Raw genomic sequence first — 20,989 nt, forward strand, 5'->3', positions numbered from 1 at the left:
GCGCAACAGCTACCTGAGATTATGCGCCCACTGCGGCTATTCCGGCAACACTTCCGCGCGCCATTCGCCGCGCGTCCGTATCTCTGTGGAACTGACATCGACCATCGGCACATTCACGAAACACCAGGCCGGAGCCTGCGCCCGTCCCAAAAGATGCCGCGCCTGCCCATCGATTCGGTATTTGGCATAGACCCGCGCCGCCGGAGACATCCGGGCGGATATCCGGTCGCCCGGCCGCGCCACCACACCAACAGGCACTCTGTCCATGATCACCCGCCAGTCTTTCCAGTGATGAAACTGGGCCAGATTGTCCGCGCCCATCAGCCAGACAAACCTGACATGCGGAAAAAGCTTCTGCAACGCCGCCAGCGTATCCGCCGTCGCCCGTGTCCCCGTCAGCGCCTCGATATTCGTCACGTCAACTTTCGGATGCTGCATCACATTTCGTGCTGCCGCCATTCGCCTGCCCATGGGTGCCGGCCCGCGTTCTTTTAACGGATTGCCCGGCGATACCAGCCACCAAACCCGATCCAGCCCGAACGCCTTCATCGCCTCAAGAGTGACATGTACATGGCCCTGATGCGGTGGATCAAACGACCCGCCGAACAGACCGACGACCTGCCCAGGTCGCGCATATGGTATGCCGTACCGCTCCATACCCTGCTGATGTTCAGAACTGCGAGGTGTTGTCAATCAACAGGTTGCGCCAAATCGCCAAGCCGAACCCGCCCGGGTCGCACGACTTCCGCGCACCATCCTCCGTGCCCCCGCACTGCGGAATAGCCGCCTTTACCAAGCGATTCTTCCATCCGGCTGCACGGCGCACATATTACTGTGACCCGCAGGATGGCCTCTCCTACTTGCACCTGACGTCCCTTGAGCGCCGCCAGATTGATCCCCGACACCACCAAGTTTCGCCGCAGAACACCCGGCGCAACCGGTCCGCGCCCCAGATAAGAGCCAATCGCCGACAAATGCTCCTGCTGGATCAAAGTCACCGCCCGCTTGCCCGCGCGGGCGCGGTCACTGTCCAGACCCGCCTCAGTAATCACGACCTCCTCTAGCTCAGTAATCTCGTCTCGGCGCTCTGGTCGCGCCCCGATCCACGTAACGCAACCGGGCTGCGCCCAACCTGCAATCAAATCCGCCAGTTCCGACACAACGCCCCCATTTTCAATGCAACCTGACTACGCCGTCCGACCCAAAGACGAGATTCACAATACCACCAGCTTGCCCAGCCCGTCCCGCTCGGATATCCAGCGTTTCAACCAAATTTCCCCGACCCAGAGGACGCGACATGGCCGCCTATCAATATGTCTACCACATGCAGGGTGTCTCCAAGACCTATCCCGGTGGCAAGAAGTGCTTTGAAAACATCCACCTGAGCTTTCTGCCCGGCGTAAAAATCGGTGTCGTCGGCGTAAACGGCGCTGGTAAATCGACGCTGATGAAGATCATGGCGGGGCTCGACAAGGACTTCACTGGCGAGGCCTGGGCAGCCGAAGGTGCCAAGGTCGGCTATCTGCCGCAGGAACCGAAACTGGACGAAACCCTCAATGTCCGCGAAAACGTGATGTTGGGTGTAGCCGAAAAGAAGGCAATCCTCGACCGGTACAACGAACTGGCCATGAACTATTCGGACGAAACCGCCGATGAGATGGCCAAGCTCCAGGACGAGATCGACAGCCAGAACCTGTGGGACCTCGACAGCCAGATCGACGTCTCGATGGAGGCGCTGCGCTGCCCGCCGGACGATGCCGACATCGCCAACCTCTCGGGCGGCGAGAAACGCCGCGTGGCGCTCTGCAAGCTGCTGCTCGAAGCGCCCGATATGCTGCTGCTTGATGAACCGACCAACCACCTGGACGCCGAGACCATCGCCTGGCTGCAACAGCACCTGATCGACTACAAGGGCACCATCCTGATTGTCACCCACGACCGCTATTTCCTGGACAGCATCACCGGCTGGATCCTCGAGCTCGACCGCGGTCGCGGCATTCCTTACGAGGGCAACTATTCCGCATGGCTGGAACAAAAAGCCAAACGGCTGGAACAGGAAGCCCGCGAAGACAAGTCCAAACAGAAGACCCTGCAGCGCGAACTGGAATGGATGCGTCAGGGCCAGAAGGCCCGTCAGGCCAAATCCAAGGCCCGGATCAACGCCTATAACGAGTTGGCAGACCAGTCCGAGCGCGAAAAGCTGACTCGCGCCCAGATCGTCATCCCCAACGGCCAGCGCCTTGGCGGCAAGGTGATCGAGGTCGAGGGCCTCGCCAAGCACATGGGTGACAAGCAACTGATCGAGAACCTCGACTTTGCCCTGCCTCCCGGCGGCATCGTCGGAGTGATCGGCCCCAACGGTGCCGGTAAATCGACGCTCTTCAAGATGCTGACAGGTCAGGAACAGCCCGACAGCGGCACCATCACGCTGGGCGACACGGTCGAGCTGTCTTATGTCGACCAGTCCCGCGATGACCTCCATGACAACGACACCGTGTGGGAGGCGATCACCGGCGGTGCCGAGATCATCCAGCTGGGTGACGCGCAGGTCAATTCCCGCGCCTATTGCTCGTCCTTCAACTTCAAGGGTGGCGACCAGCAGAAGAAGGTCTCGCTGCTGTCGGGTGGTGAGCGCAATCGCGTCCACATGGCCCGCCTGCTGAAAGAGGGCGGCAACGTCCTGCTGCTCGACGAACCCACCAACGATTTGGACGTGGAAACCCTGCGCGCGCTGGAAGACGCACTGGTCGATTTCGCCGGCTGCGCCGTCGTTATCTCGCACGACCGTTTCTTCCTCGACCGGATTTGTACGCATATTCTGGCGTTCGAGGGCGACGCACACGTGGAATGGTTCGAGGGCAACTTCGAGGATTACGAAGAGGACAAGAAACGCCGTCTCGGACCGGATGCGCTGGAACCAAAGCGGTTGAAGCACAAAAAGTTTGCGCGCTAGTACATAGATTTCAGATTCAACTTTAAGGGCAGGTTTTCCTGCCCTTTTCTCTTTGTTTAAAACGTGAATTATTCCCGCAGCCAATCGGAGTAATTCATTATGAACATTCAAAAACTTGTAGACACAATAAAGTCAAGCACACAACACAACTACATTTATCACTTCACAGACGAAGAGAACTTTCCGCAAATCAAACAACATGGCCTTCTCTCAAAGGTTGAGTTAAATAGGTTGGGAATCAAGCCGCAAAAGCCATCTGGAAATGATTGGAGTTGGGATGCCGACGCACACAAAGGTATATCCGAGTACATTTCAGTTTGTCTAACGCGCAGCCACCCAATGTGCCACACGGCTCAAGCTGAAAAGCGCATTTCCACTCCAAGATACCTGTGTATCGAGCCGAATGAACTTCTCAGAGATGGCGTAATGTTCGCATTTGATATAGCAAACAAATCCGGTGTGGAGATACTTCCGCTTGAGGAAGCGCTTGATGGTATGGACATTGAAGTTCTTTACACGCGTACCGACTGGAAAGATGATTCAATCCAAGCTAGGTTGAAAGCTGTAGAGCGATATGAAGTTCTGGTGCCAGTATCGATACCATTAAATAAGATTCCAAGGGTGTTTTAGTTGGCGACAAGACCAATCTTCATACCGAGATCAGGGCACGGTCCATTGATCGAAGAGTTGCCCATTGAAATTTCTTGGAACGGTGGCTTTTCAGTTTCCCAGAAGCAGAAGAACATTTCGGCGCTTCATGCAAAAGCCGCCGACCTAGGCGTTTCACCTATCTTGGAAATTTCCACAAAGTCTCCTCTTGAGGTTGGTCGTCGACTGAGTGCGTTCAACCTAAAGATCGATGTTGACGGCGCAAAGAAAAGCTTGGAGAGCGTCTATCAAAGCTCAAAAGTTTTTTCTGGGTCAGGTCAACACGAGTTCCTAATGGACATAGACCCCTTCAAATCGAAGAAGGAGATTAGACGTCTAGGCCGAGGAGCAATCATAGCGTTCCGCTTTCTGGGGCGAGAATTCCCGACCGAACCAGTCAACGCGTTCTATGACTGGCTATATATACGTGCCATTGCACCGCACGAAGTATGGATCAAACGGAACCTTAACTTCGCTGCTTATTCTGACATTGAATTCACGCCCAGCCGTTCTGTTAATTGCCAAGGACGAGCCGTAGCGGAGTTTCACGCCTTGTCTATGAGGGGTGACGCAATCGATTGCGCACGAGACTTTGATAAATTCCGCAATTTGCTTCTTCTTGCACAAAGACAGGGTTGAAGAAGATCTGTGCAGCAAGCGTAGGATGGGTGCTCGCACCCATCGCGCCCCTATTCTTCAAAATTTAACCAAACCAAATTATGGGTGAAATCATCCCCCCTACGGTTCCCCAAACTTCCCTTCGGTGACACCGCAACTCCACTCTGGATCAACCCAACCCGCAAAAATCTCGCGATGGATCGACGCATACGGCCACTCGGTAGAGTGTTTCCCCGGCCGGCTCATGAATGCGACCGCCAAGAAGCAGCGGCTCAACATAAAATACATCGGACTAATTGCCGGGGCAGCACTTTGCCAGATCGGTTTCCGCGAAACCTTCCGACCCGACCCAATAAGCCCGGTCACCGAGCTTTCTGATCGGGGCTCACTGCACCAAAGTCCACAGGAATCGGGTTCAACCTCTTCTGTCAGGTCCTGTTCCCGCTCTCTGAGTTCCAGCGACAGCTCGTGCATTACTGGGTTTAGAAACCAGGCCGTAAACCACACCGCGTTTGGCCAGGGTGTGCTTTTCACGGCTACAGAAGAAGTTTGATACTCTCACTTGTCACCCGGCCCCAACACTGCTAAACGCACCCAATCTTGCGGCCTCGGATTCGTTCCGGGGCCTTAGATATTTTGAACCGGGGACCTTCGGGGCCCTATACCCTTGGCACCTACGGGGGCCTATCACATAGCGGGGAAACCCCCGCACTTGCTAAACGGAAGACAGAAAGCATGGCACTCAAGTCGTACAAGCCGACGACGCCGGGCCAGCGCGGGCTGGTGCTGATCGACCGTTCGGAGCTTTGGAAAGGACGTCCGGTCAAGTCTCTCACTGAGGGTTTGACCAAATCGGGCGGCCGGAACAACACCGGACGGATCACTTCACGCCGCCGCGGCGGTGGCGCAAAGCGTCTCTACCGGATCGTTGACTTCAAACGGAACAAATTTGATGTCGCGGCAACCGTTGAACGGATCGAATATGACCCGAACCGGACCGCATTCATCGCACTGGTAAAATACGAAGACGGCGAGCAGGCGTATATCCTGGCTCCGCAACGTCTGGCTGTTGGTGACAAAGTCGTGGCATCCGCCAAGGCCGACATCAAACCGGGCAACGCAATGCCGTTCTCGGGCATGCCCATTGGTACCATCGTCCACAACATCGAGATGAAGCCTGGTAAGGGCGGTCAGATCGCACGTGCGGCCGGTACTTACGCTCAGTTCGTTGGTCGCGATGGCGGCTACGCTCAGATCCGTCTGAGCTCGGGCGAGTTGCGCATGGTCCGTCAGGAATGCATGGCCACCGTCGGTGCCGTGTCCAACCCCGACAACAGCAACCAGAACCTTGGTAAAGCCGGTCGTATGCGCCACAAAGGCGTGCGCCCGTCGGTTCGTGGTGTTGCAATGAACCCGATCGATCACCCGCACGGTGGTGGTGAAGGTCGTACCTCGGGTGGCCGTACACCGGTTACTCCATGGGGTAAGGACACCAAGGGTAAGCGTACCCGCAACAAGAACAAAGCGTCCCAGAAGCTGATCATCCGCTCGCGGCACGCCAAGAAGAAGGGACGTTAATCTATGTCTCGCTCTGTTTGGAAGGGCCCTTTCGTCGATGCTTATGTGCTGAAAAAAGCCGAAGCAGCGCGCGAGTCGGGCCGCAACGAAGTCATCAAGATCTGGTCGCGTCGTTCCACCATTCTGCCCCAGTTCGTGGGTCTGACCTTTGGTGTTTACAACGGCCAGAAGCACATTCCCGTCAACGTCTCGGAAGACATGATTGGTCAGAAGTTCGGTGAATACTCGCCGACTCGTACCTATTACGGTCACGCCGCTGACAAAAAAGCGAAGCGGAAGTAAGTCATGGGCAAGGAAAAGAACCCCCGCCGCGTGGCTGAAAACGAAGCAATGGCGAAAACGCGCATGCTTCGCACCAGCCCGCAGAAACTGAACCTGGTTGCGCAAATGATCCGCGGCAAGAAAGTCGAGAAGGCTCTGACCGACCTGACTTTCTCGAACAAGCGTGTCGCGCAGGACGTCAAGAAGTGCCTGCAGTCCGCAATCGCGAACGCCGAGAACAACCACAACCTGGACGTTGACGAGCTGATCGTCGCCGAAGCATGGGTTGGCAAGAACCTGGTCATGAAGCGTGGTCGTCCGCGTGCCCGTGGCCGTTTCGGCAAAATCATGAAGCCGTTCTCGGAGATCACCATCAAGGTGCGTCAAGTTGAGGAGCAAGCCTAATGGGACATAAAGTCAATCCGATCGGCATGCGCCTTCAGGTCAACCGCACCTGGGACAGTCGCTGGTACGCTGACACCAAGGATTACGGTGATCTTCTGCTGGAAGACATCAAGATCCGTGAGTTCATTCAGAAAGAGTGCAAACAAGCCGGTGTTGCACGTGTGATCATCGAACGTCCGCACAAGAAGTGCCGCGTCACGATCCACACCGCACGTCCGGGCGTCATCATCGGCAAGAAAGGCGCGGACATCGAAGTTCTGCGCAAGAAGCTTGCTGGTATGACCGACAGCGAACTGCACCTGAACATCGTCGAAGTGCGCAAGCCCGAGCTTGACGCACAGCTGGTTGCCGAGTCCATCGCTCAGCAGCTGGAGCGTCGTGTTTCGTTCCGTCGCGCGATGAAGCGGTCGGTTCAGAACGCCATGCGCATGGGCGCCCTGGGTATCCGGGTGAACGTCGCTGGTCGTCTGGGCGGTGCCGAAATCGCACGGACCGAATGGTACCGCGAAGGCCGCGTGCCTCTGCACACCCTGCGTGCCGACATCGATTACGCACATGCCGAAGCGATGACTCCCTACGGGATCATCGGGATCAAGGTCTGGATCTTCAAAGGTGAGATCATGGAGCACGATCCGCAGGCACGTGACCGTAAAGCACAGGAACTCCAGGACGGCCCTGCACCTCGTGGTGCTGGTGGCGGTCGTCGCTAAGGAGGAAAGATATGCTTCAACCAAAGCGTACTAAATTCCGCAAGATGCACAAAGGCCGGATCAAGGGTGAAGCCAAGGGCGGCTCTGATCTGAACTTTGGCACTTACGGTCTGAAAGCTCTGCAGCCCGAGCGCGTCACCGCGCGTCAGATCGAAGCTGCACGTCGTGCCATGACCCGTCACATGAAACGTCAGGGTCGTGTCTGGATCCGTATCTTCCCCGATACTCCGGTCACTGCAAAGCCGATCGAAGTTCGTATGGGTAAAGGTAAGGGTTCGGTGGACCGCTGGGTTTGCAAGGTCAAGCCCGGGCGCGTGATGTTCGAGATCGACGGCGTCAATGACGACATCGCCCGTGAGGCCCTGCGCCTGGCCGCGATGAAGCTGCCGATCAAGACCCGCGTCGTGGTTCGCGAAGACTGGTAAGCGCTTGGGGTTTCGACCCCAGTCGTGACAAGATTGACCCTCGTCGGGAAACCGGCGGGGGTTTTTCTTTGAAGGACCTACCCACAATCGAAATAAGCCGCACCTCCCCCGTGGCGCCTTGAAACAGACAAAGCGCGGGTCCGTTCTTCATCTGGCCCAAAATATCCCGGAGCGCGAGGCAGAGCCTCGCAAATCCCCCATCGCCTTCCGCACATCACTGGTCTAAGAGAGAGCCCATGCCACAGATTGAATCGCTTTTCGTCACCCGCCTATACCGCGCCTCCTTGTCCGAATTCGATCCGAAGATCGATGCGGAAGAGTTGGAAAACTCGTGCCTTGTCATCGCCGAGGATGACGAGGCCGGACAGAATTGGTGCGAACAGAATGGCTATCCCGGCTATACCAGCTATGCGTCGCTGACCGACTTGCCGTGGCGGTTTCCGATATTCGCCGATCTCGTCAAAGTACTGGAACAACATGTGGCTGCCTTTGCCAAAGACCTGGAGTTCGACTTAGGCGAAGGAGAGCTTAAGCTGGAGGACCTGTGGATCAACATCCTGCCCGAGGGCGGGATGCATTCCAGCCACCTGCACCCGCACAGCGTCATTTCGGGTACGACCTACGTGGCAATGCCCGAAGGGGCCAGTGCGCTGAAACTGGAAGATCCGCGTTCAGGCCGCATGATGGCCGCACCGACACGGCTCAAAGACGGGCGGCGTGACCTGCAACCCTTCATTTATATGAAACCACACGTCGGAGACGTCCTGCTCTGGGAAAGCTGGCTGCGCCACGAGGTGCCGATGAACATGGCCGAGGATGAGCGGATCAGCGTCAGCTTCAACTACAAGTGGGAGTGAGCCCGGTTCATGACACACGGGTCACCCCAGTGAAGCGATTGCGAGACGAACGGACGGTGCCCATTCCGGTCACGATTCACAAGAAGTTACCGATAGACCTTGCAATATGCGCCAACATGGCCCATGTGGACCACGCATACGTTTTTCTATTTCGACCACTGTCTCCCGTTATTCGGCGTTCAGTCTCTCGATCCAGACCGACTACGCCGCGCTGTCGCAATTCCGCGGACAGCAATTTATTAGGAGACTACGGATATGGCCAATGGCACCGTAAAATGGTTCAACACAACTAAAGGTTTTGGCTTCATCGCACCGGAGACCGGTGGCAAAGACGTGTTTGTACACATCTCTGCTGTTGAGCGCTCGGGTCTGACCGGCCTGGCGGATGACCAGAAAGTAACATTCGACATCGAGCCTGGCCGTGACGGTCGCGAGTCGGCTGTGAACATCGCCCTGGCATAAGTCACTCAGACTTAGACAGTTGCAGACGCGGTCTCGTGCAAACGAGGCCGCGTTTTGCGTTTTATAAGGGATTGGATGTACTGGGTTAGTCGTTGGCTGCCCTACGAGGTACCCAAGAACATGGCCGAGGAAGAGCAGATTTCGGTGATTTTGAAAATAATTAGGAGTAACAAGCTAGGTAACACTGGCTAGCGGAGTAATATTAGCCGTGTAACAGGTATTTTTGTTGAGAGATTTGATGACTGAAAAAACGAAAAAATTCCAAGATGACATACAGAAACTAGTTAGCCGGGGAAATAAGCTCGAAGAAGCGATGATATAAGAACTCTACGGTAGCGAGCTTGTAGAGCAAGTTACCCAGAAACTCGGGGAAGACAAAGCAGAAGAGCACCTAGAGGACCTGCCAAGTTTTAAGCAAGAATACCAATCTTGGTATTCCGAAGCCCACGCCGTTGTTCGTCAAGTGCTTCCAGATCGATTGGCGGATTTTGAATCCTATTTCGAGTATCCACGCGCGCGAAAAGATATTACTTTTCAAAACTATATGATCCGGGACTATCTCCAAGGCCTTCGTATTACCCAAGGTTGCGAAAAAACGGTTGTTGCTGACAGGAGCGCTGCGATACCCGAATTCCAGCAGCAGCTGAACATTGTTAAGGCGGCAAGGGACACTTTGGAAAGCTCTTTGATGAATATGACTGGGATCCTTCAGGCAGATCTCTTTGACTCTGAAGTGGAAAGTGCAAATGCTCTCGCTAAGATGGGTTTTTTTGAGGGCTGCGGGGGCGATATGCGGTGTAGTGATCGAAAAACACCTTAAGCAGGTCTGCGATGTGCATAAGATTGTAATTCGGAAGAAGAATCCGGGTATCAATGATTTGAATCAGGCTCTGAAAGACAAAGATGTTTTGTCTGTCTCTCAGTGGCGTTTCATTCAACATTTGGCCGATATTCGAAACTTGTGTGACCATGCGAAGGGCAAAGAGCCGAGTGAGGATGAGATCGATGACTTGGTGTCTGGAACCGACAAAGTTCTGAAGACGGTATTTTAATTTCACAACCGCCTAGTGCACCTAATTCTACAAAGTAAAAAAGATAGCATCTTTCCCTTGCCCCCCGCCAGCGACTCCACTATAGAGCGGCATCTTGCGTTCCCCCGGCCGAGTCGGGGGATTCGTATGTCTATCATTCATCCACCAGGTCAAAGGTGACCCTGTAAGGGGCCTTCTGGTGTTTTGAGCAAAGGAAAAAGGCGATGAACGCCCAAGAACTGCGTGACAAGACCCCGGACCAGCTCCGCGAGGAACTGGCCAACCTGAAGAAAGAAAGCTTTAACCTGCGCTTTCAACAGGCAACCGGTCAGCTGGAAAACACTGCTGGTATCAAAGCGGCCCGCCGCAATGCTGCCCGCGTCAAAACCATTCTGAACGAAAAGGCCGCTGCTGCGGCATCGGAGGAGTAATCCTATGCCCAAGCGTATCCTGTCCGGAATCGTAACCAGCGACGCCAACGAGCAGACCGTGACTGTTTCGGTTGAACGCCGTTTCAAGCACCCGCTGCTGCACAAAACCGTCCGTAAGTCCAAGAAGTACCGGGCTCATGACGAAAAGAACGCCTTCAAGGTCGGTGACACCGTACGCATCATCGAATGCGCGCCGAAATCGAAGACGAAACGTTGGGAAGTTCTGGAAGCGTAAGCTTTCAGGATTTTTCCATTTGTCGAAACCCTGGGGGATCTAACCAGACCAGCCCCCACAGGTCGGGAGAAACCACATGATCCAGATGCAGACCAATCTGGATGTCGCTGACAACTCCGGCGCACGCCGAGTTCAGTGCATCAAGGTCCTGGGTGGTTCCAAGCGTAAATACGCCTCCGTCGGCGACGTCATTGTCGTCTCGGTGAAGGAAGCCATCCCACGCGGCCGCGTAAAGAAAGGTGACGTCCGCAAGGCCGTCGTCGTACGCACCGCCAAGGAAGTCCGTCGTGAAGACGGCACCGCGATCCGTTTCGATCGCAACGCCGCCGTCATCCTGAACAACAACAATGAGCCGATCGGTACCCGTATCTTTGGCCCCGTTGTCCGTGAACTGCGCGGCAAGAACTTCATGAAAATCATCTCGCTGGCTCCGGAGGTGCTGTAATCATGGCTGCTAAACTCCGCAAAGGCGACAAGGTCGTCGTGCTGGCCGGCAAGGACAAGGGCAAAGAGGGAACCATTTCCTCGGTTGACCCGAAAGCCGGTAAAGCTGTTGTTGATGGCATCAACATCGCCATCCGCCACACCCGTCAGTCGCAGAACTCGCAAGGTGGTCGCCTTCCTCAGGCAAACCCGATCGAGCTGTCGAACCTGGCACTGCTGGACAAGAACGGCAAAGCAACCCGTGTTGGCTTCCGCATGGAAGGTGACAAGAAGGTCCGCTTCGCCAAGACCACAGGGGACGTGATCGATGCTTGATAACGCAACCTACACCCCGCGTCTGAAAGCTCAGTACGCCGAAACCATCCGTGCCGCTCTGAAAGAAGAGTTCGGATACAAGAACGATATGCAGCTGCCCAAGCTGGAAAAAATCGTTCTGAACATCGGTTGTGGTGCTGAGGCCGTCAAAGACTCGAAGAAAGCGAAAGCTGCTGTCGAGGATCTGACTGCGATTGCCGGTCAAAAGGCCGTTGCAACCAAGGCGAAGAAGTCGATCGCGGGATTCCGCGTCCGTGAAGACATGCCGCTGGGCACGAAAGTGACCCTCCGCGGTGACCGGATGTACGAATTCCTGGATCGTCTGATCACCATCGCGCTGCCGCGCGTTCGTGACTTCCGCGGTGTTAAACCTTCTTTCGATGGTCAGGGCAACTTTGCCATGGGCATGAAAGAGCACATCGTGTTCCCGGAAATCGACTTCGACAAGGTCGACGAGGTCTGGGGCCTGGATATTGTAATTGCCACCACAGCGAAAACCGACGCTGAAGCAAAGGCATTGTTGAAAGCTTTCAACATGCCGTTCAACGCGTAAGCGCCGGGAGGATTGAGACATGGCTAAAAAAGCAATGATCGAACGCGAGAAGAAGCGCGAACGCCTGGTGGCCAAATATGCCGCAAAGCGTGCCGAGCTGAAAGAAATCGCGAATGACGAGAGCAAGCCGATGGAAGAGCGCTTCAAAGCGCGTCTGAAACTGGCGAAACTGCCGCGCAACAGCTCGGCCACTCGTCTGCACAACCGTTGTCAGCTGACCGGTCGTCCTCACGCTTACTACCGTAAGCTGAAGGTCAGCCGTATCGCGCTGCGCGAGCTGGGTTCTGCTGGTCAGATCCCCGGCATGGTGAAATCGAGCTGGTAAGGGAGACATAGATATGAACGATCCTATCGGCGATATGCTCACCCGTATCCGCAACGCGCAAATGCGCGGCAAGTCCACCGTTTCCACCCCAGCTTCCAAGCTGCGTGGTTGGGTTCTGGACGTGCTGGCGGACGAAGGTTATATCCGTGGCTACGAAGCGACGACCGGTGAAAACGGTCATCCGGCCATCGAAATCAGCCTGAAATACTACGAAGGCACCCCTGTCATTCGCGAACTGAAGCGGGTCTCGAAGCCCGGTCGCCGCGTATACATGGGCGTCAATGACATCCCGCAGGTCCGTCAGGGTCTGGGTGTGTCGATTGTCAGCACTCCGAAAGGTGTGATGTCGGACGCAAACGCTCGCTCCAACAATGTTGGCGGCGAAGTGCTCTGCACCGTCTTCTAAGGAGGTCTGCAATGTCTCGTATTGGTAAAAAACCGGTCGAGCTGCCCAGCGGCGTTTCCGCCTCTGTGTCGGGTCAGACCATCGAAGTCAAAGGTCCGAAAGGCACCCGCAGCTTCACCGCGACTGATGATGTATCGCTTTCGGTCGAAGACAACGTTGTGCAGATCAACCCTCGTGGGATGTCCAAGCGCGCGCGCCAGCAGTGGGGCATGAGCCGCACTATGGTTGCCAATCTTGTTGAAGGCGTAACCAACGGCTTCAAGAAAGAGCTGGAGATCCAGGGTGTTGGTTACCGGGCTCAGATGCAGGGCAACACCCTGAAGCTGAACCTGGGCTACAGCCACGATGTTGATTTCACAGCTCCGGAAGGTGTCACCATCACCGCGCCGAAGCAGACCGAGATCGTTGTGGAAGGTATCGACCAGCAGCTGGTGGGCGAAACTGCGGCCAAAATCCGCGAGTGGCGCCGCCCCGAGCCTTACAAAGGCAAGGGCATCCGCTATAAGGGCGAGTTCATCTTCCGCAAGGAAGGCAAGAAGAAGTAAGGACGCAAACAATGGCAAACAGCAAAAGAACCCTGTTTCTGAAGCGCCGCCTGCGCGTTCGGAACAAACTTCGCAAGGTCAACGCGGGTCGTCCGCGCCTGTCCGTACACCGTTCGAACAAGAACATCTCTGTTCAGCTGATCGACGACGTACGTGGCGTGACCCTTGCCTCGGCCTCGACCCTGGAAAAGGATCTGGGTGTTGTTGGCAAGAACAACGTCGAAGCGGCCACCAAAGTGGGCGCGGCCATCGCAGAGCGTGCCAAGAAGGCAGGTGTCGAAGAGGCCTATTTCGATCGTGGTGGCTTCCTGTTCCACGGCAAAGTGAAGGCAGTCGCCGACGCAGCGCGTGAAGGTGGTCTGAAGATCTAAGACTTGCGGGCGGGTTTCGATCCGCCCCGATGATCCGGGGGCCTTGGCAATGCCGGGGCCCACTTGGATTGAACAAACGGTGCCGAGAGCGCCATATGAGAAAAGGGATGCCAAATGGCAGAACGTGAAAACCGTCGGGGCCGTGGCCGCGACCGTGAAGAAACACCGGAATTTGCAGATCGTCTGGTTGCGATCAACCGCGTGTCGAAAACCGTAAAAGGTGGTAAGCGCTTTGGCTTCGCCGCTCTGGTGGTTGTCGGCGATCAGAAAGGCCGCGTCGGCTTTGGCAAAGGTAAAGCGAAAGAAGTACCTGAAGCCATCCGCAAAGCGACCGAGCAAGCCAAGCGTCAGATGATCCGCGTACAACTGCGCGAAGGTCGGACCCTGCACCACGATATCGAAGGCCGTCACGGCGCCGGTAAAGTGGTTATGCGCAGCGCACCTGAAGGTACCGGTATCATCGCCGGTGGCCCGATGCGTGCCGTGTTCGAAATGCTGGGCGTCAAGGACGTTGTGTCCAAGTCGCTGGGCTCGCAGAACCCGTATAACATGATCCGCGCCACCATCAACGGCCTGACCAAAGAGCAGAGCCCGCGTTCGGTTGCACAGCGTCGTGGCAAAAAGGTTGCTGACATCCTGCCCAAGCGGGACGAAGCACCAGCTGCTGCTGAAGCAGAAGCATAAGGAGAGCGACCCATGGCAAAAACCATCGTCGTCAAGCAGATCGGCTCGCCGATCCGCCGCCCCGCAGAACAGCGCGCGACCTTGATCGGTCTGGGCCTGAACAAGATGCACAAAACCCGCGAGCTGGAAGACACTCCTTCGGTCCGCGGCATGGTCAACAAGATCCCGCATCTGGTTGAGATCATCGAAGAGCGCGGCTAAGCGCGCCTTCTTCAAGAACTTTGGAAGCGCCTCTGACGCCGGTTAGGGGCGCTTTTTCTTGCCTTTAAGTACAATTTAAGTATCGTTTTGATCTATTTTGTTTAAAGAGTGAGAAAAGATGAGACTATTCCTTACCGCCATTTGCGTGACAGTTATTGGTGTCACTGCACATGCAGCGTGCCCTAGCAAGGCTCCAAAACTAGCAAAAAGCAATTTCTCAGACGGGGACCAAAAGGTGAATGCGGCTTGGCTGCAAAAGAACCTTGGGGGGCACAAAGTCGTATACGCTGGCAAAGACACTGAAACATATTTCGCCGATGGGTCCTATTCCTACAAAAGTAAGGGACAAACTTGGAAAGCAAATACCTACAAATTCTACGATAACGGAATGCGCTGTATCGGATACCAAAAACCGCGTTTTGACCTTTATGTTGTAAACGACGGCAAGCTGGTTTTAGTAAACGAGAAAAAAGAGCGCTACGTCGGCCAAATACGAAAATAGGTATTTTCGGCAACATGCAGGGTGAGACAGCAGTCTTGTATGGCTAAGTGTACCCAATACGGAAATGGAACTCCCTATACAAAACCGGGGATGTAAAGATTCGCTTTTCAGTTTTCGGGCTGCTTTGGGTTCGCTCAAACCGAACGCATGCTGTTGATTACCAATCGCATGGAATTCATGAATTGCGTGCGCTCAGCTTCGTTCAATATCTGTAGCGCATCAGCATTCACGGTCTGGGCGGCCTCATAGGCGCGGTTTCGAAGTGCGGTGGCCTTCTCGGTCAACCAGATCAATTGCGCCCTGGCGTCAGCGGGACTCTTTGTTCTTTTAATCAGGCCGTCGCGCTCCATTCGGTTGAGCGTGTTGGCCAAAGTCGCCTGTTCGACGTCAATTTTGGCCAGCAGATCCTTTTGGGTGACCCCGTCTTTGAGCCAAAGCTCCAGCAAGACTGGGAACTGTCCAACAACGATGCCCAAAGGCGCAATGCGCTGCTGCAGCTCTTTAGCAAACAATCGCGCCATGTGATTGACCAGATATCCGGCCGAGTTCTCTTTTTCGAAGTCCATGTTCGAGATTTATACTTGAATAGCAAGCTATGCAATATTATATAGCTTGCTATGTGACTGAAGCAAGAGGAATAGAAATGGCTCATATCGAAGAATTGGACACAATCGTCACCTTGGCAGATCAGATGCAGAGTGAAGAAGGTCCGGTGGTGCTGATCAACCTGTTCACGGTGGACGCGGAAGACGAAAAAGCGCTGCTTGAGGCATGGTCACATGATGCAGATTTCATGAAGTCCCAGCCAGGATACATCTCCACCCAGCTCCATCAGGGCATCGCGGGCAGTTCAACCTTTGTGAATTACGCGATCTGGCAGGACGTCAAAAGCTTTCGCGACGCGTTCACCCATCCTGAGTTCCAACGTCGGATTGCGGACTATCCATCAAGCGCAGTAGCCCGGCCACATCTTCTTCGAAAACTCGCAGTCGAAAACCACTGCGTCGCCTGAAATAAAAACCGGAGCAGCCCCATGTTAAGAGCAATTCACCCCATCGCCGGAGTCATCGGATTTCTTACAATCCTCGTGTTCTGGACTTCCACCTTGTACAGCGAGTTGTTTGCAACCCATGCGACCGTCGCCGCTGTAAAGTCCATGATCGTCAGCGGTCTCTTTGTTCTGGTGCCTGCTATGATAATTGTCGGCGCGTCCGGTATGTCCCTTGGGCGCCGCCGCAAAGATGCGCCAGCGCTTGCCAAGAAGAAGCGGATGCCGATCATAGCGATGAACGGGTTGCTCATCCTGGTTCCGGCCGCCATCTACCTCAGCGCAAAGGCAAACGCTGGCTCCTTTGACACCAGCTTCTATACTGTACAGATCGTCGAACTGATTGCTGGCGCAACCAATCTGACGCTGATGGGGCTCAGCATTCGTGACGGCCGGGCGATGACTGCCCGCAAAAAAATGCGGGCAAGAAGTGAAAGCAGCATTTGATTGCAATGGGCCAGCGAAATGTACAGCCATTCAATAGATGCATATCGGCTAGACCAAAAGTTCCGTTGTTAGCGTTACCAAACACACCTATCTCAACCTTGTCCAAACAAGGAACACACAAGGAAACGTCGGGGAATTCGCCCTGATTTGAGAAAGGAACACAGAAATGACAACAGCAACACTGACCCATACCGGCTCCAACTTCGGCACCCGGATCAAGGACATGATCGAACGGATCAAAACGGCGCGTGCACGTGCGGCTGAGTATCAGCGCACCTATTCCGAGTTGCAGCACCTGGGCAACCGCGAACTGGATGACATCGGCATTCGCCGTTGCGACATCGCGGATATTGCACACAAGCACGTATACTGCTCGTAACCGCAAATACCTGCAAACCAACTCAAAGGCGCCATACGGCGCCTTTTCTGCTTTCTGAAATAGACTCCCACCCGGTGTGAAGAGCTCTCAGGGGCGTCCTGAGGGCAAAAACATGCGCGTCATGCCCCCTTTTCCGCGGCTGCAACTATTGCGTCGCCCTACGGCGCTAAAATCAACGTAATGGTTCGATTGAAGCTGCCACGCGGCCCAGCAGCACCGGGAAACACTACCAAGAAATAATCTCGGCAGAAACCTGGGCTACGCCAATCAGTTTTGTTGCCACGATCCTTAGGACAAGCGCGAGCGTCCTTAAACGCGCCACACGACGTAGAATATTACTGTCACCTGAGGAAGGTTTGATCCAACGACCTGCGGCCCTCCTGCGGCCTCTCACCGGCGGTTCAGATCCTTCCCATTTCAAACCGTCCAGCCGCAGCCCACCTGAATCGTCCTGGGCAGCGTTCAACCCGGTTCCAGTACCTGAAACGAAATCGGCCCCGGCGGGTTGAACCGCCGAGGCCGTGAATAGTCGCAGCAAGCGCCGGATCAGAGACCGGTGCTTACGTCGATGGTGTTACCCTCTTCCAGGGTCACATATGCTTTCTTGACGTCTTTCCGACGGCCCAGCTGGCCACGGAACCGCTTGACCTTGCCTTTGGTCACGGTTGTGTTCACCGCCTTGACCTTCACACCAAACAGCGCCTCAACGGCCTCTTTGATCTGCGGCTTGTTGCTGTCGATCGCCACTTCAAAGACAACCGCGCCGTTTTCGGACGCCATGGTCGACTTTTCGGTGATGATCGGCTTGCGGATCACGTCGTAGTGTTCTGCCTTCGCGCTCATTTCAGTCGAGCCTCCAGTGCTTCGACAGCCGCTTTGGTGAGCACCAGAGTGTCACGCTTGAGGATGTCATAGACGTTTGCGCCCATCGAAGGCAGGATATCCAGACCCTCGATGTTCTTGGACGCTTTCAGGAACCCTTCGTTCACAGTCGCGCCGTCGATGACCAGAGCGCGTTTCCAGCCCAGGTTTGCAACCTGTTTGGCCAGAGCGGCAGTCTTGCCTTCGGCTTCGGCGTTTTCGATCACAACCAGTTCACCGGCTTTGGCTTTTGCCGATAGAGCGTGGCGCAGGCCAAGCTTGCGGAACTTCTTCGGCAGGTCATGACCGTGCGAACGCACGACGGGGCCTTTGTAGATACCACCACCACGGAAGATCGGCGCATTACGGTCACCATGGCGTGCGCCACCGGTGCCCTTCTGGCGATAGATCTTCTTGGTCGAGTAGCTGGTTTCCGAGCGGGTCTTCACCTTGTGGGTGCCGGCCTGCGCGTTGTTGCGCTGCCAACGGACCACACGGTGCAGGATGTCCGCGCGCGGCTCCAGGCCGAACAGGTCTGCATCCAGCTCGATGTTGCCGGCTTTGCCGCCGTCCAGATTGATTACATCAAGTTTCATGCTTCACCACCTTCCGCGGGTGCTTCTTCCGCAGGTGCTTCGGTTGCAGCCGATTTCACAGCAGCCGGGAAAGGCAGGCCTTCCGGTGCTTTCTTCTTGACGGCGTCCTTGACGGTAACCCAGCCCGATTTCGGTCCGGGAACGGCGCCTTTGATGAAGACCAGACCACGGTCGGCGTCAGTTTTGACGACTTCCAGGTTCTGGGTGGTTACACGGGCAGCACCCATGTGACCGGCCATCTTCTTGCCTTTGAAAACCTTGCCCGGGTCCTGACACTGACCGGTCGAACCGTGCGAACGGTGGCTGATCGAAACACCGTGCGAGGCGCGAAGACCACCGAAGTTGTGGCGCTTCATTGCACCGGCAAAGCCTTTACCGATCGAAGTACCCGAAACGTCAACTTTCTGACCTTCCAGGAAGTGTTCTGCCGAAATCTCGGCACCCACTTCGATCAGGCCATCTTCGGAGACGCGGAACTCGGCCAGCTTACGCTTGGGCTCGACCTTTGCAGCGGCATAGTGACCGCGCATGGCCTTCGAAGTGCGTTTTGCCTTGGCAGCACCTGCGCCCAGCTGAACGGCGGTGTAACCGTCTTTGTCAGCGGTACGCTGTGCAACGACCTGCAGGCCGTCCAGGTGAAGAACGGTCACAGGAATCTGCTTGCCGTCTTCCATGAACAGGCGGGTCATGCCAACTTTTTTTGCGATAATACCAGAGCGCATAATCTATACCCTCCGATCTTACGACTGCAGCTTGATCTCGACGTCCACACCAGCGGCGAGGTCGAGCTTCATCAGCGCGTCAACGGTCTGGGGGGTCGGATCAACGATGTCGAGCAGACGCTTGTGCGTGCGGATCTCGAACTGGTCGCGGGATTTCTTGTCAACGTGAGGGCCACGGAGAACCGTGAACTTCTCGATCTTGTTCGGCAGCGGGATCGGGCCGCGCACGTTCGCGCCGGTCCGCTTGGCAGTGTTGACGATCTCTTGCGTGCTGGCATCCAGAACGCGATAGTCAAATGCCTTCAGCCGAATACGGATGTTTTGGCTTTGCATAATAACAGCCTTTTTTCAGGCGTTGAGGTTGAGAGGAGGACAAGCGCGCATCGCCAACCCTCATCGAACCCAAAAGGCGGGAATCACCCCGCCTCGATGTTCTTGTAGAGAACTCGCGCGATCTACAGGGGTTGGCGGGGTTTGGCAAGGGGGAAATCCAAAGCAGCTATGCTCTCTCGACAAAATGCTGATAGGTCAGCGCAACCCCCAAACGTAGGGTGAGATTGGCTTTGGTCTCGGTACGGCTGAGGATGTTGTTGACTCGCTTCTCAAACGCAGAACGCTCCTTTTCCTTGTCGTGCAAAAACGCATCTGTATTGAAAGGGAGGCCAACGAACTCATCAATCTCTCCGCGCTCCTCTGCGTCCTGAGCGTCCAGTTTGAGTTGCTCCAATGCCTTGTCGGATCTCCAATAAAAATAAAAATCCGGAAAACCTCCGCGCCGGAATTCACGCACCAACCCCAAGAACACGAGTTCTTGTTCACGGCTTCCAAATCGCCCGCCCATCTCTGCGTGCATTTCGCGACACACCGCACGAAGTGCATCCTCCAATGGTATGTCTTTGCCTGGATACTCAAGGTCGCTTTTTTCAAAGGTGCCACTGACCGATGAAGACAAAGTTCCTGCCCGAACCGCTACACGCCTGCTGCGCTTTTGAGTCAACAACTGACCATCCAGAGTTTCAATGATAACAACCAGCCCCATATGATTGGGAAGCCGCGAAGACGAAAAGGATTCAAATTGACGTGTCTTTCCATGAATGTATTCACGGAGCGAGATTCCGTGATCTGGAAGGACTTGGTCCATCGCAAAATTGGTTCTCAGGCTGTCGAAATACCTACACCGCTCTACTTGAATTTTAGTTTTGCGGCCGTTCGTCTCAATTGACGCCAACCGAAAAGGGTGGCCGTTGAACAACCCGAGTTGATCTTTCTGTTCCAAAAGCTTGCGGTAATAGGGTTGGGTGGCGCTTTCCAACGGCGGGTCAAGTTCGAACAAATGATCGCGATACGAAAACTCCAGATTCTGGTGACCAACTCGGCCGTCGCCTTTGGGCATGATCTCAATTCTTGCCGGGAAAGACCACTCTTTATCAGAAATAGAAATTACAATCGGACGCTCCTCGGAGTAGAACTTGAGCAACTCCGATGAAGACAGTTCCGACGTTTTGTTTTCACTCGCAGGGTCTTTTTCTTTCACGCCATTCAGATTTTGGTGTCGTCTTTCCTGACGCCCCAGCTTTCGCACTTCGTAAAAGTCATCCGCAGCCTTGGAAACCAAGGTCTTCAAAAAAATCGAAATACCTGCAATCCCCAGGGCCGCGACAACTGACCATAGACGATGAGCCTTAACCCAAGAAATGGCTTCCTCAAAAAAAACAAATGACCAAGTCATAGAACAGTCACCTAGCCTGCGTTTAGGGTGAAACCCACACTTGAACTTAACTCACCAGAAATTCAAACAAAAAGGGCGCCCCGCGGGACGCCCTTTCTTAATCCTCACCGAGTTGCTCCCGGCAGATTTTCCTGTGGAAAATCGTCTGCCGTAACCAGGCGCGACACGCGCGCCTTACTCTACGATCTTCGACACAACGCCGGCGCCGACCGTGCGGCCGCCTTCGCGGATGGCGAAGCGCAGGCCC

The 20,989-nt window shown here is 55.2% G+C and carries 35 protein-coding genes; 26 read left to right on the forward strand and 9 right to left on the reverse strand.

The features are described from left to right. Positions 1-36: 36 nt before the first annotated feature. Complete coding sequence (locus AC2FEB_RS20710; protein WP_299642776.1) at positions 37-657, reverse strand: nicotinate-nucleotide adenylyltransferase; 621 nt, start codon at positions 655-657, stop codon at positions 37-39. A gap of 32 nt (positions 658-689) precedes the next feature. Next, positions 690-1,160, reverse strand: coding sequence for an MOSC domain-containing protein (locus AC2FEB_RS20715; RefSeq protein WP_496884345.1), 471 nt, complete (start codon positions 1,158-1,160; stop codon positions 690-692). Positions 1,161-1,297: 137 nt separating this feature from the next. Between AC2FEB_RS20715 and ettA the strand changes: the two genes are divergently transcribed. The 23 genes from ettA to AC2FEB_RS20830 all read left to right on the forward strand — a co-directional run bounded on the left by ettA (position 1,298) and on the right by AC2FEB_RS20830 (position 14,960). After that, positions 1,298-2,953 carry an energy-dependent translational throttle protein EttA gene (gene ettA, locus AC2FEB_RS20720; protein ID WP_496676276.1) on the forward strand — a complete coding sequence of 552 codons (1,656 nt, stop codon included), beginning with the start codon at positions 1,298-1,300 and terminating at the stop codon, positions 2,951-2,953. A gap of 99 nt (positions 2,954-3,052) precedes the next feature. Next, a complete protein-coding gene (locus AC2FEB_RS20725; protein WP_299901347.1) occupies positions 3,053-3,583 on the forward strand; it encodes a DarT ssDNA thymidine ADP-ribosyltransferase family protein in 531 nt (176 codons plus the stop codon). Then, positions 3,584-4,240 carry a DarT1-associated NADAR antitoxin family protein gene (locus AC2FEB_RS20730; protein ID WP_496676272.1) on the forward strand — a complete coding sequence of 219 codons (657 nt, stop codon included), beginning with the start codon at positions 3,584-3,586 and terminating at the stop codon, positions 4,238-4,240. It begins immediately after the preceding gene. A 714-nt stretch (positions 4,241-4,954) separates the two neighbouring features. After that, positions 4,955-5,797, forward strand: a complete 843-nt coding sequence (gene rplB, locus AC2FEB_RS20735; RefSeq protein WP_008757664.1) for a 50S ribosomal protein L2 — start codon at positions 4,955-4,957, stop codon at positions 5,795-5,797. Positions 5,798-5,800: 3 nt separating this feature from the next. Further along, on the forward strand, positions 5,801-6,079 hold the full coding sequence (rpsS, locus tag AC2FEB_RS20740) for a 30S ribosomal protein S19 (protein WP_005980699.1): 279 nt from the start codon (positions 5,801-5,803) through the stop codon (positions 6,077-6,079). A 3-nt stretch (positions 6,080-6,082) separates the two neighbouring features. Further along, positions 6,083-6,463 carry a 50S ribosomal protein L22 gene (gene rplV / locus AC2FEB_RS20745; RefSeq protein WP_039538267.1) on the forward strand — a complete coding sequence of 127 codons (381 nt, stop codon included), beginning with the start codon at positions 6,083-6,085 and terminating at the stop codon, positions 6,461-6,463. Continuing rightward, positions 6,463-7,173: a 30S ribosomal protein S3 gene (rpsC, locus tag AC2FEB_RS20750; RefSeq protein WP_117872244.1), complete on the forward strand. Its 711-nt coding sequence runs from the start codon at positions 6,463-6,465 to the stop codon at positions 7,171-7,173. The genes rplV and rpsC overlap by 1 nt, the downstream gene beginning before the upstream one ends. 11 nt (positions 7,174-7,184) lie before the next feature. Then, the gene (gene rplP, locus AC2FEB_RS20755; RefSeq protein WP_117872242.1) at positions 7,185-7,598 is read left to right on the forward strand and encodes a 50S ribosomal protein L16; all 414 of its coding nucleotides are present in this window, start codon (positions 7,185-7,187) and stop codon (positions 7,596-7,598) included. 236 nt (positions 7,599-7,834) lie between these two features. Further along, positions 7,835-8,455 (forward strand): 2OG-Fe(II) oxygenase family protein, encoded by a 621-nt coding sequence (locus AC2FEB_RS20760; RefSeq protein WP_496676270.1) that lies wholly within the window; start codon positions 7,835-7,837, stop codon positions 8,453-8,455. A 255-nt stretch (positions 8,456-8,710) separates the two neighbouring features. Then, positions 8,711-8,917, forward strand: coding sequence for a cold-shock protein (locus AC2FEB_RS20765; protein WP_010437077.1), 207 nt, complete (start codon positions 8,711-8,713; stop codon positions 8,915-8,917). Between the two features lie 746 nt (positions 8,918-9,663). Beyond that, on the forward strand, positions 9,664-9,969 hold the full coding sequence (locus AC2FEB_RS20770; protein WP_496676267.1) for a hypothetical protein: 306 nt from the start codon (positions 9,664-9,666) through the stop codon (positions 9,967-9,969). A gap of 203 nt (positions 9,970-10,172) precedes the next feature. Further along, entirely contained in the window at positions 10,173-10,379 is a 207-nt protein-coding gene (gene rpmC / locus AC2FEB_RS20775; RefSeq protein WP_010437082.1) for a 50S ribosomal protein L29, read from the forward strand. A gap of 4 nt (positions 10,380-10,383) precedes the next feature. Continuing rightward, the gene (gene rpsQ, locus AC2FEB_RS20780) at positions 10,384-10,614 is read left to right on the forward strand and encodes a 30S ribosomal protein S17 (RefSeq protein ID WP_039538279.1); all 231 of its coding nucleotides are present in this window, start codon (positions 10,384-10,386) and stop codon (positions 10,612-10,614) included. Positions 10,615-10,690: 76 nt separating this feature from the next. Further along, positions 10,691-11,059, forward strand: coding sequence for a 50S ribosomal protein L14 (rplN, locus tag AC2FEB_RS20785; protein ID WP_068340767.1), 369 nt, complete (start codon positions 10,691-10,693; stop codon positions 11,057-11,059). Positions 11,060-11,061: 2 nt separating this feature from the next. Next, positions 11,062-11,373: a 50S ribosomal protein L24 gene (gene rplX, locus AC2FEB_RS20790; protein WP_170456139.1), complete on the forward strand. Its 312-nt coding sequence runs from the start codon at positions 11,062-11,064 to the stop codon at positions 11,371-11,373. Beyond that, the gene (rplE, locus tag AC2FEB_RS20795) at positions 11,366-11,926 is read left to right on the forward strand and encodes a 50S ribosomal protein L5 (protein ID WP_050605834.1); all 561 of its coding nucleotides are present in this window, start codon (positions 11,366-11,368) and stop codon (positions 11,924-11,926) included. The genes rplX and rplE overlap by 8 nt, the downstream gene beginning before the upstream one ends. Positions 11,927-11,945: 19 nt before the next feature. Further along, positions 11,946-12,251, forward strand: a complete 306-nt coding sequence (gene rpsN / locus AC2FEB_RS20800; protein ID WP_010437098.1) for a 30S ribosomal protein S14 — start codon at positions 11,946-11,948, stop codon at positions 12,249-12,251. 13 nt (positions 12,252-12,264) lie between these two features. After that, the gene (gene rpsH, locus AC2FEB_RS20805) at positions 12,265-12,657 is read left to right on the forward strand and encodes a 30S ribosomal protein S8 (protein ID WP_010437099.1); all 393 of its coding nucleotides are present in this window, start codon (positions 12,265-12,267) and stop codon (positions 12,655-12,657) included. 11 nt (positions 12,658-12,668) lie between these two features. Further along, entirely contained in the window at positions 12,669-13,202 is a 534-nt protein-coding gene (gene rplF, locus AC2FEB_RS20810; protein ID WP_496676261.1) for a 50S ribosomal protein L6, read from the forward strand. 11 nt (positions 13,203-13,213) lie between these two features. Next, entirely contained in the window at positions 13,214-13,573 is a 360-nt protein-coding gene (gene rplR, locus AC2FEB_RS20815; RefSeq protein WP_010437103.1) for a 50S ribosomal protein L18, read from the forward strand. Between the two features lie 114 nt (positions 13,574-13,687). Next, positions 13,688-14,257: a 30S ribosomal protein S5 gene (rpsE, locus tag AC2FEB_RS20820; RefSeq protein ID WP_299901321.1), complete on the forward strand. Its 570-nt coding sequence runs from the start codon at positions 13,688-13,690 to the stop codon at positions 14,255-14,257. Between the two features lie 12 nt (positions 14,258-14,269). Then, positions 14,270-14,458 (forward strand): 50S ribosomal protein L30, encoded by a 189-nt coding sequence (gene rpmD, locus AC2FEB_RS20825; protein WP_008757946.1) that lies wholly within the window; start codon positions 14,270-14,272, stop codon positions 14,456-14,458. A 118-nt stretch (positions 14,459-14,576) separates the two neighbouring features. Next, positions 14,577-14,960, forward strand: coding sequence for a hypothetical protein (locus tag AC2FEB_RS20830; RefSeq protein WP_117872232.1), 384 nt, complete (start codon positions 14,577-14,579; stop codon positions 14,958-14,960). A gap of 134 nt (positions 14,961-15,094) precedes the next feature. Here AC2FEB_RS20830 and AC2FEB_RS20835 read toward each other — a convergent pair whose 3' ends face one another. Beyond that, positions 15,095-15,526, reverse strand: coding sequence for a MarR family winged helix-turn-helix transcriptional regulator (locus tag AC2FEB_RS20835; RefSeq protein ID WP_117872230.1), 432 nt, complete (start codon positions 15,524-15,526; stop codon positions 15,095-15,097). A 77-nt stretch (positions 15,527-15,603) separates the two neighbouring features. Between AC2FEB_RS20835 and AC2FEB_RS20840 the strand changes: the two genes are divergently transcribed. From AC2FEB_RS20840 to AC2FEB_RS20850, 3 genes are all read left to right on the forward strand, one after another. Further along, entirely contained in the window at positions 15,604-15,972 is a 369-nt protein-coding gene (locus AC2FEB_RS20840; RefSeq protein WP_117872228.1) for an antibiotic biosynthesis monooxygenase family protein, read from the forward strand. Positions 15,973-15,993: 21 nt separating this feature from the next. After that, positions 15,994-16,455 carry a hypothetical protein gene (locus tag AC2FEB_RS20845; RefSeq protein WP_496676255.1) on the forward strand — a complete coding sequence of 154 codons (462 nt, stop codon included), beginning with the start codon at positions 15,994-15,996 and terminating at the stop codon, positions 16,453-16,455. A gap of 166 nt (positions 16,456-16,621) precedes the next feature. Further along, the gene (locus AC2FEB_RS20850) at positions 16,622-16,834 is read left to right on the forward strand and encodes a DUF1127 domain-containing protein (RefSeq protein ID WP_496676252.1); all 213 of its coding nucleotides are present in this window, start codon (positions 16,622-16,624) and stop codon (positions 16,832-16,834) included. A 546-nt stretch (positions 16,835-17,380) separates the two neighbouring features. On the opposite strand, the gene AC2FEB_RS20855 is transcribed toward AC2FEB_RS20850, so the two are convergent. The 6 genes from AC2FEB_RS20855 to AC2FEB_RS20880 all read right to left on the reverse strand — a co-directional run. Next, a complete protein-coding gene (locus AC2FEB_RS20855; protein ID WP_008757532.1) occupies positions 17,381-17,677 on the reverse strand; it encodes a 50S ribosomal protein L23 in 297 nt (98 codons plus the stop codon). Further along, positions 17,674-18,291, reverse strand: a complete 618-nt coding sequence (gene rplD, locus AC2FEB_RS20860) for a 50S ribosomal protein L4 (RefSeq protein WP_496676250.1) — start codon at positions 18,289-18,291, stop codon at positions 17,674-17,676. The genes AC2FEB_RS20855 and rplD overlap by 4 nt, the downstream gene beginning before the upstream one ends. Beyond that, a complete protein-coding gene (gene rplC / locus AC2FEB_RS20865) occupies positions 18,288-19,013 on the reverse strand; it encodes a 50S ribosomal protein L3 (RefSeq protein WP_117872221.1) in 726 nt (241 codons plus the stop codon). Before rplC ends, rplD begins: the two co-directional genes overlap by 4 nt. An 18-nt stretch (positions 19,014-19,031) precedes the next feature. Further along, positions 19,032-19,346, reverse strand: coding sequence for a 30S ribosomal protein S10 (rpsJ, locus tag AC2FEB_RS20870; RefSeq protein WP_008756422.1), 315 nt, complete (start codon positions 19,344-19,346; stop codon positions 19,032-19,034). A 166-nt stretch (positions 19,347-19,512) separates the two neighbouring features. After that, complete coding sequence (locus tag AC2FEB_RS20875) at positions 19,513-20,742, reverse strand: NUDIX hydrolase (RefSeq protein WP_496676247.1); 1,230 nt, start codon at positions 20,740-20,742, stop codon at positions 19,513-19,515. Positions 20,743-20,916: 174 nt separating this feature from the next. Further along, positions 20,917-20,989 (reverse strand): EF-Tu C-terminal domain-related protein (locus tag AC2FEB_RS20880; protein ID WP_296514147.1); only part of this gene is annotated, 73 nt, incomplete at its 5' end.

This window comes from Ruegeria sp. YTSC106 (genome assembly GCF_059609765.1).